4 protein-coding genes, 1 tRNA gene and 2 pseudogenes are annotated in these 7857 nt (G+C 76.1%); 4 read left to right on the forward strand and 3 right to left on the reverse strand.

Annotated elements, in window-relative coordinates:
- Positions 1 to 428 (forward strand): annotated as a pseudogene (gene engA / locus AC0CYZ_RS29685) (ribosome biogenesis GTPase Der); the annotation flags it as partial.
- Between the two features lie 6 nt (positions 429 to 434).
- Here engA and AC0CYZ_RS29690 read toward each other — a convergent pair.
- The 3 genes from AC0CYZ_RS29690 to AC0CYZ_RS29700 all read right to left on the reverse strand — a co-directional run bounded on the left by AC0CYZ_RS29690 (position 435) and on the right by AC0CYZ_RS29700 (position 6274).
- The gene (locus AC0CYZ_RS29690) at positions 435 to 866 is read right to left on the reverse strand and encodes a hypothetical protein (protein WP_472221710.1); all 432 of its coding nucleotides are present in this window, start codon (positions 864 to 866) and stop codon (positions 435 to 437) included.
- Positions 867 to 931: 65 nt separating this feature from the next.
- Complete coding sequence (locus AC0CYZ_RS29695; protein WP_472221711.1) at positions 932 to 3604, reverse strand: helix-turn-helix transcriptional regulator; 2673 nt, start codon at positions 3602 to 3604, stop codon at positions 932 to 934.
- A 63-nt stretch (positions 3605 to 3667) separates the two neighbouring features.
- Positions 3668 to 6274, reverse strand: coding sequence for a helix-turn-helix transcriptional regulator (locus AC0CYZ_RS29700; RefSeq protein WP_472221712.1), 2607 nt, complete (start codon positions 6272 to 6274; stop codon positions 3668 to 3670).
- 163 nt (positions 6275 to 6437) lie between these two features.
- Here AC0CYZ_RS29700 and AC0CYZ_RS29705 point away from each other — a divergent pair, with 163 nt between their 5' ends.
- The 3 genes and pseudogenes from AC0CYZ_RS29705 to AC0CYZ_RS29715 form a co-directional block, all read left to right on the forward strand.
- Entirely contained in the window at positions 6438 to 7004 is a 567-nt protein-coding gene (locus AC0CYZ_RS29705) for a TIGR03086 family metal-binding protein (RefSeq protein WP_472221713.1), read from the forward strand.
- Positions 7005 to 7036: 32 nt separating this feature from the next.
- Positions 7037 to 7110: transfer RNA gene (locus AC0CYZ_RS29710), tRNA-Pro, on the forward strand.
- A gap of 82 nt (positions 7111 to 7192) precedes the next feature.
- Positions 7193 to 7857 (forward strand): annotated as a pseudogene (locus AC0CYZ_RS29715) (site-specific integrase); the annotation flags it as partial.

The following is a 7857-nucleotide window of genomic DNA, read 5'->3' on the forward strand; positions in this document are numbered from 1 at the left end:
ACCTCGTCGACGACGACCGCCGCCACGCGATGAAGCGCGAGCTCGAGCGGGCGCTGGTGCGGATGCCGTGGGTCGAGCGGGTGAACATCTCGGCGCGCACCGGCCGGGCGGTGCAGAAGCTCGCCCCGGCGATGCGCACGGCGCTGGAGAACTGGGACCGGCGGGTGCCGACCGGACAGCTCAACCAGTGGCTGGCCGACGTCGTCGCCGCCACCCCGCCCCCGGTCCGCGGCGGCAAGCAGCCGAAGATCCTGTACGCGACGCAGGCGCAGAACCGGCCGCCGACGTTCGTCCTGTTCACCTCCGGGTTCCTCGAGGCGGGCTACCGCCGGTTCCTGGAGCGCAAGCTGCGCGAGACGTTCCCGCTGACCGGCACCCCGGTGCAGATCAACGTACGGGTCCGGGAGAAGCGGGGCCGCAAGCATTAGCGGCGGCTACCAGGGGCCGGAGGCGGCGTCGCCGGCCGCGTCGATCACCTGGCCGTGGTACTCCTCGTGGCGCGTCCAGCTGCCGTCGGCGTGGCGGACGACCTGGCGGAGCTCGGTGCCGTCGGCGTTGCCGTAGCGCTCGACGGCGGTGCCGGCCTCGTCGTCGGTGACGGTGCTCCACGAGCCGTCGGCGAAGTGGACGCAGACCACGGTGCGGCCGTCGGGTGAGCGCGACGTGTCGGTCGTGGTGCCGCGCCCGTCGTCGTCGGTCCGGGTCCAGCTGCCGTCGGGCAGCGTCTCGGTCCGGGTCTCACGGCCGTCGGTCCCGAGCACGGTCTCGACGCGGTGCCCGTCGGGGCCCTCGACGACGGTGACCGCGGCCCGTCCGCCGCGGCCGCCCCCGGGGACAGGACCGACCACCGGACCCGGTTCCGCCATGCCACCCGCCCCCTCGCGCTCCGGGCATCGTGCCCGGGACGAGGGGGAGGGTCTGCCGTACTCGACTACTGCATTCCCGCCGGCCGCCGGGTGCCGCCGTCGTCGAGGGCCAGACCGCTCGGGACGACGGCCGCCACGAGCGCGGCGCGGTCGCCGAGGCCCAGGCGGGTGCACGCGCGGTAGATGTGGCTCTCGACGGTGCGGACCGAGACGTGGAGCTGCTCGGCGATCTGGCGGTTGGTCAGACCCCGGGCCGCGTGGTGGATCACCTCACGCTCCCGGTCGCTGATCGGCAGCGGGGACAGCGACGCGGCGAGGGTCGGGGTACGCGCGTCCTCGCACCGGTGTGCGAGGGCGGCGGCCCGCTCGGCCGCCCGGGTCGCGTCGGCGAGCCGCCCGGCTCCGCGGGCCACGACGGCGGCCTGGGCGGCGGCTTCCGCGGCGTACATCTCCAGCTCGGCGTCCTCGAGGACCCGGGAGACCGCGAGCAGCGCGTCGGCGTCGCGGTCGGCCATCGCGGCGGCGTGGGCCAGTGCCGCGGGTGCGCGCCGCCCGTCCACGATCTCCGCCAGCTGGTGCAGCCGGGACCGCTGGCTCCGGTCGCCGAAGCACACCGCGGCGTGGCGGATGACCACCTCGACGGCGAACTGGCCGGCCGAGCGCGCGGCCGTCGCCGCCGCGCCCGCACGCCCGATGGCCTCGACGAGCCTGCCGTCGGCGGCGGCGGCCAGGGCGTGCGCCAGCTGGTTCTCGGGATCGACGAGCTGCACGCCGGCGTGGGCGGTCTCGTCCGCGCGCCGCAGCGCGGCCCGCGCCCCGTCGACGTCGCCCACCATCGCCAGCGCTGCGGCACTGATCGTGTGGAGCATCCGGCTCCAGCCGCCGCCGGTCCCGGGGAACTGGTCGACGATGCTCTCGACGAGGCGGACGGCGGTCGCCGGGCGGCCCGTCTCGAGCGCGACCCGCGCCTCGTACAGCGCCACGAAGGCCACGGCGACCGGGCCCGGTTGCGCCCGCAGCCACTCGATCCGTGCGCGGGCGTCGTCGAACTCGGCCCGGAAGGCGGCGTCGAGCACCTGCGTGTAGCCGAGGTTGAGCTGCCAGAGCGCCGCGTCCGCGGTGCCCGCCGTCGCCGCGATGCCCTCCTCGACGACGTCGGCGACGGCGGGTCCGGTCCCGGAGAAGGCGCGGACGATGCCCGTCGCGTAGGCCGCCCAGATGCGGGCCAGCGGGGAGCTGTCGCTGCGGGAGCGCACGGCCGTGGCGTGCTCGCGGGCCTCGTCGAACCGGTTGGCGACCGCGGCGATGTTCGCGGCGATCCCCGCCAGGTCGGCACCCGCGGCGGGGGAGGCCGAGGCGGCCCGCGCCGTCGCCTCCTCGAGGACCGCGCGGGCCTGCTCGGTGCGCTCGAGGACGAAGTGGAGGAGGAAGACCCGCGACGCGGCGGCGTGCGCCCGCTCGCGGTCGTCGGCCGCGGCCTCGGTCGCGGCGGCCAGTTCGGCCTCGGCCTCCTCGGGCCGCATCAGCCAGGAGAGGGTCTGGGCCAGGCCGATGGAGGCCTCGAAGCCGCCGCCGGCCTCGCGGGCCGCCCGGAAGAGCCGCTCGGCGAGGTGGATGTCCCCGAGCGCGGTGGCCTGCCCGGCGGCCCGGACCAGGGTCGCGGCGTCCAGCGGGGTGTCCCCGCCCAGCCCCAGCACGGCCCGCCGCAGGTCGTCCCCGGCCCGGCGCCCGCCGACCGTCCCCAGGATCGCCGCGAGCTCGCCCCGCAGCCGGCGGGCCCGCAGCGGAGAGGTCCGGGCCCGGACGACCTCGCCGTAGAGCGGGTGGGAGAGGCGCAGCTCCTGGCGGATGCCGTCGACCTGCAGGTCGACCAGGCCCCGCTCGGACAGTTCCTCCACGGCGGCGGGGTCGGCGAGCCGCTGCAGCAGGATCAGGCCGATCGGCTCGCCGAAGGCCAGCAGCTCCAGGGCCCGCCGCTCGTCGTCGGAGAGGTGACCGATGCGGGTCGCCACCAGGTCCTCGAGAGCGGGCGACGGCTCGGGCGGGGCGACGAGCCGCCAGGACGACGGCCCGCGGCCCAGCCGGCCGGCGGCTCGTTCGGTCTCCACGAGGTGGCGCAACCACAGGACGTTGCCGCCGCTGATGGTGTGCAGCCGGTGCTCCGTGGCGGGCTCGACCGGCCCGCCGAGCACCGTCTCGAGCACCACGTGGGTCTGCTCCGGCGTCAGCTCGGCGAGGTCGATCCGGGCGGCGAGGTCGTCCTTCCACAGCGCGGTGACCGCGTCGGGGACCGGGAGGCCGGAGCGCACCGTGACGACGAGGGGCACGTCGCGGTCGGCGGCGAGCTGGACGACGACGGCGGCCGACACCGCGTCGAGCAGGTGGGCGTCGTCGACCCCGAGGACCCAGCCGGCTCCCTGACGCCGCAGGGTGTCGACGAGCCGGTGGATCACCGACGCGTCCGGGGCGACCGGGCTCCCGGGCGTCTCGCGGGGGTCGTCGGCGAGCCACGGGGCGAACGGCGCCAGCGGGACCTCCCGCGCCGACTCGGAGGCCAGGGCGAAGCCGGAGCCGGCGGGGCCCGCCGTGCGCGTGACCAGCTCGCGGGCGAGCCGGCTCTTGCCGACGCCGGCCTCACCGACGATGACGACCGTGCCGTGCGCGTCGAGGGCCGCCGCGAGCGCCCGCAGTTCCGCGTCGCGCCCGGCGAACGGCCACGAGTGGACCGAATCGGGCATGCGATACCTCCGCCGTGGTGATCGGAGTCTGGCGCACCGGGCAAGGGGGCGGCGCCGGTGGGGCTAGGGCACGGTGCGCCGGGCCCCCGCCACCGCGACCAGCGCCGTCCGGTCGGAGAGCCCGAGCCGCGAGCAGGCGCGGTACACGTGCGACTCGACGGTGCGCACCGAGACGTGCAGCCGGTCGGCGATCTGCCGGTTGGTCAGCCCCTCGCCGGCGAGCACGGCGACCTCCCGCTCCCGCGAGCTCAGGGCCACCGGGAGTTCGGCCTCGAGCACCGCCGGGGTCCGCGCGTCCTCGCCGGTGCCCGCCAGGGCCCGCGACCGCTCCTCGGCCTCGGCGGCGAGCACCGCGTTGCCGGCGGCCCGGGCCGCTGCCGCCGACTGCCCGGCCGCGTCGGCCGCCTCCAGCCCCATCCCGGCCTCCTCCAGCCGGGCCGCGACCTCGAGCAGGGTCGGCGCGTCGGCGGCGACGAGCGCGCGGGCGTGCGTGGCGGCGAGGCGGGCGCGGGGCGTGCCGAGCGTGCGGGCGAGGGCGCCGAGGCGTCCGACCTGGGACCGGTCGCCGAAGCGCACGCCGGTCTGGCGCAGGAGGACCTCGGCGGCGTGTACACCCAGGGCCCGGCAGCGGTCCGCGCTCGACCGGCACCGCTCGATCGCCTCCCGGACGTTGCCGGCCGCGGCGGCGGCCCACGCCCGGGCGAGGTCGTACTCGAAGTCCACGACGGGGATGTGGGGGTGCCGGCGACGCTCGGCCTCCTCGACGGCCGCCCGCGCCGCCGCGGCGTCGCCGAGCATGCCGTGGGCCTGCGCGATCAGCGCCGCCGACCACCCGCCCCAGCCGCCGCCGTGCCCGGGGAAGGCGGGCAGCGCGGACTCGAGCGCCCGGATCGCGGCGCGGGGCAGCCCCGCGCTGAGCGCCGTCCGGCCCTCGTAGAGGGCGACGAAGGGCGGCGCCTGGGGCCCGACGAGGTCCCGGATCCACTCGAGGCGGCGACGCGCCAGCTCGGGGCGGCCCCGCAGGTCGGCGTCGAGGATCTCCATGTAGCCGATGTTCCCGGCCACCGCAGCGGTCTCGGGGTGGCGGGCGGCCTCGATGCCGCGCTCGACGACCCCGGCGACGTCCGTCCCCCGCCCGCTCAACGCGTACGTCAGGCCCAGGACGAACCCCGCGAGGGACACCGACTGCAACGGCCGGGTGTCGTCGGCGGCCACCGCCTCGGCGAGCTCGATCGCCTCGTCCACCCGGCCGGCGGACCCGGCGAACATGGCCCGCAACGCGTCGAAGGCGGGGTTGCGGCGGCCGTCGTGGTGCTCGGCCTCCTCCGCGGCGAGCAGGTCCTCGCCCGAGCGCGGTGGATCGGCCTGGAAGTGCCGGGCCAGCGCGCGCAGGACGACGGCACGCTCCCGCTCGGTGGCGGTCGGCGTCAGCGCGGCGGCCTCGGCCAGCACGGCGTCGGCCTCGTCGGATCGCATCTCGTAGTCCAGGAGGTGGGCGAGACCCAGCCGCGCGGTGAAGCCGCCGCCGGCGGCGACCGCGGCCCGCAGCAGTCGTTCCGCGAGGCCGAGGTCCCGCAGTGCCGAGGCCTGGACCGAGGCCTCCAGGAGGTCGTCGGGATCGAGGGGCCGGTCGCTGCCGAGATCGAGCACAGCCCGGCGCAGGCTGTCCCCGGCCCGCCGGGTCCCGGTCCGCGACAGTGCCGCCGAGAGCTCGCTGCGCAGCCGTCGGGTCCGCAACGGGCTCGTGCGCGCCCGCACGGACTCCCCGTAGAGCGGATGGCCGAGGCGGACCTCCCACCGGGCGCCGTCGGGCTCGACCGTGACCAGGCCCCGCTCGGCCACCTCCTCGATGGCCCGCGGCGAGGCCAGCTCCTCCAGCATCCCGAGCCCCAGCGGTTCGGTCACCGCGAGCAGGTCGAGCACCCGACGCTGGTCGTCGGTCAGCGACCCGATCCGGGCGGCGACGAGGTCGGCGAGCATCGGCGAGAGCGTCACCGCCCCCTGCCAGACCCACGAGCCGCGGTCCTGACGCAGCCGTCCGGCCGCGCGTTCCCCCTCGACGAGGTGGCGCAGCCACAGCACGTTGCCCCGCGCGCTGTCGTGCAGCCGGCGCGCCGTGCTCGCCTCGAGCCCGCCGCCGAGCTCCGCGACCAGGACCGCGAAGGTCTGGTCCCGGTCGAACGCGGCCAGCTCGAGCCGCGCCGCCGCGCCGTCCTTCCAGAGCGCGGTGACGGCGTCCGGCGCGGGCTCACCGGTGCGGACCGTCAGGACGATGCGGGCCCGCTGCCCGGTCGCGAGCTGGTGGACCACGGTGGCCGACACCTCGTCGAGCAGGTGGGCGTCGTCGACGACGAGCAGCCCCCGGCCGCCGTCGCCGCCCAGCGCCGCGACGGCGTCGCGGACGTGCGTGAGGTCGGGGGAGGAGAGGGTGGGCGCGATCCCGGAGAGGATGTCGACGAAGGCCCCGAGCGGGATCTCGCGTGCCGACTCCGTCGCCCGGACGATGCCGAGCACGGTCCCGCCGTCGGCGCGGGCCGCGATCTCGCGGGCGAGCCGGCTCTTCCCGACCCCCGCGGGGCCACCGAGCACGACGACACCGCGCTGGTCCAGCGCCTTCTGGGCGGCCACGAGGTCGTCGTCGCGGGCCGCGAACGGCCACCCCTCCGGCACGATGTCACCTCCGATGCGGGTGTCTCGTCAGCCGTACAGTTTCCACCATCCGCGCTAGCGGTGGTGACATCGAGGTGAAGCGACTCCGGCGGTCGCTCGGTGCTCGGGCCCGGGAACCGGGAGACTCCCTCCCGAGATGTGTCCGGCACCACAGGAGGACCGCATGCACGACTTCTTCCCGGCGACCGCTGCGGCGGCCCGCGTCGTCGCCCTCGTCACCGACGAGCACCTGGACCTGCCGACGCCGTGCGAGGCGTGGCCGGTGCGCGACCTGCTCGAGCACATGGCGGGGTTCACAGCGGCGTTCGCGGCGATCGCGCGCCAGCAGGAGGTCACCGGGGACCCGCCGGCGTCGGGCCTGCCCGAGGGCTGGCGCGAGCTGCTCGCGGCCGCGTTCGACGACCTCTCGAACGCCTGGGGCAAGCCCGAGGCCTGGGAGGGCGAGGACGAGGCCGGCGGCGTGGCGATGCCGCGGGCGGCGCTCGGCGTCGTCGCGCTCGACGAGGTGGTGCTGCACGGCTGGGACCTGGCGACCGCGATCGGAGTGCCGTTCGCCGTGGCGTCCAGCGACGTCGAGGTCTGCATGCCCTTCGTCGAGCAGTTCTCCGGCATGTCCGGCGGGCCCTTCGGCGCACCGCTGCCGGGCGCCCAGGAGGCCTCCGGCGTCAACCGCCTGCTGCTGCTCTCGGGGCGCGACCCGGCGATCGGGTGGGAGGGCGGCGTCGGGTAACCTGGTCGCGCTGCAGCGGTCGGGCAGCGGTTCGGGACGTGGCGCAGCTTGGTAGCGCACTTGACTGGGGGTCAAGGGGTCGCAGGTTCGAATCCTGTCGTCCCGACGCAGCTCACGGGCCGATGGATCTCCATCGGTCCGTGAGCGTGGAGCTATACGTGGAGCGAGTGTCCGTCTAGCTTGGCTCCATGGCCCCGAAGCCTGGCGCGCGTCGACGTCAGCGCGGTGAGATCGAGACGCTCCCGAGCGGTGCCTTACGCGTCCGTGTGTACGCCGGGATTGACCCGGTCAGCGGAAAGCGCCACCACCTCACCGAGGTCGTCCCGGCCGGTCCCAAAGCCGCTACGACGGCCGAGAAGGTCCGCATCCGCCTGCTCGGCGACGTTGACGCCGGCCGGCAACCGCGGACGTCGGCGACCGTTGCGCAGCTCATGGCGCGCTACCTCGAGGTGATCGACGTCGAGGTGGCCACCCGGGCCGGCTACGAGAGCATGATCCGCACGCACATCCTTCCTCTCCTCGGAACTCAGCAAGTCGGGCGAGTCCGCGGTGAGGTGCTCGACTCCTTCTACGCGCAGCTCCGCACCTGCAGGTCCCACTGCCGCGGCGCTCGCGGTCTCGTCGACCACCGCACCCGTGTGCCGCACGAGTGCGACCGACGGTGCCAGCCTCATCAGTGCCGACCCCTCGGTCCCAGCGGAGTCCGCCAGACCCACGTCATCCTCAACAGCGCATTCGCGCACGCCGTGCGGTGGGAGTGGATCGGCACCAACCCGTGCGCCAAGGCAGTCGCGCCACGGGCAGCCAAGCCGAAGCCACAACCACCGTCCGCCTCTCAGGCCGCCCGCATCGC

Source organism: Actinomycetospora sp. (assembly GCF_055612215.1).

Excerpts from the sequence above, each read along its gene's own strand:
- AC0CYZ_RS29690 (WP_472221710.1), bottom strand. The coding sequence starts at position 866 with ATGGCGGAACCGGGTCCGGTGGTCGGTCCTGTCCCCGGGGGCGGCCGC.
- AC0CYZ_RS29695 (WP_472221711.1), bottom strand. The coding sequence starts at position 3,604 with ATGCCCGATTCGGTCCACTCGTGGCCGTTCGCCGGGCGCGACGCGGAA.
- AC0CYZ_RS29705 (WP_472221713.1), top strand. The coding sequence starts at position 6,438 with ATGCACGACTTCTTCCCGGCGACCGCTGCGGCGGCCCGCGTCGTCGCC.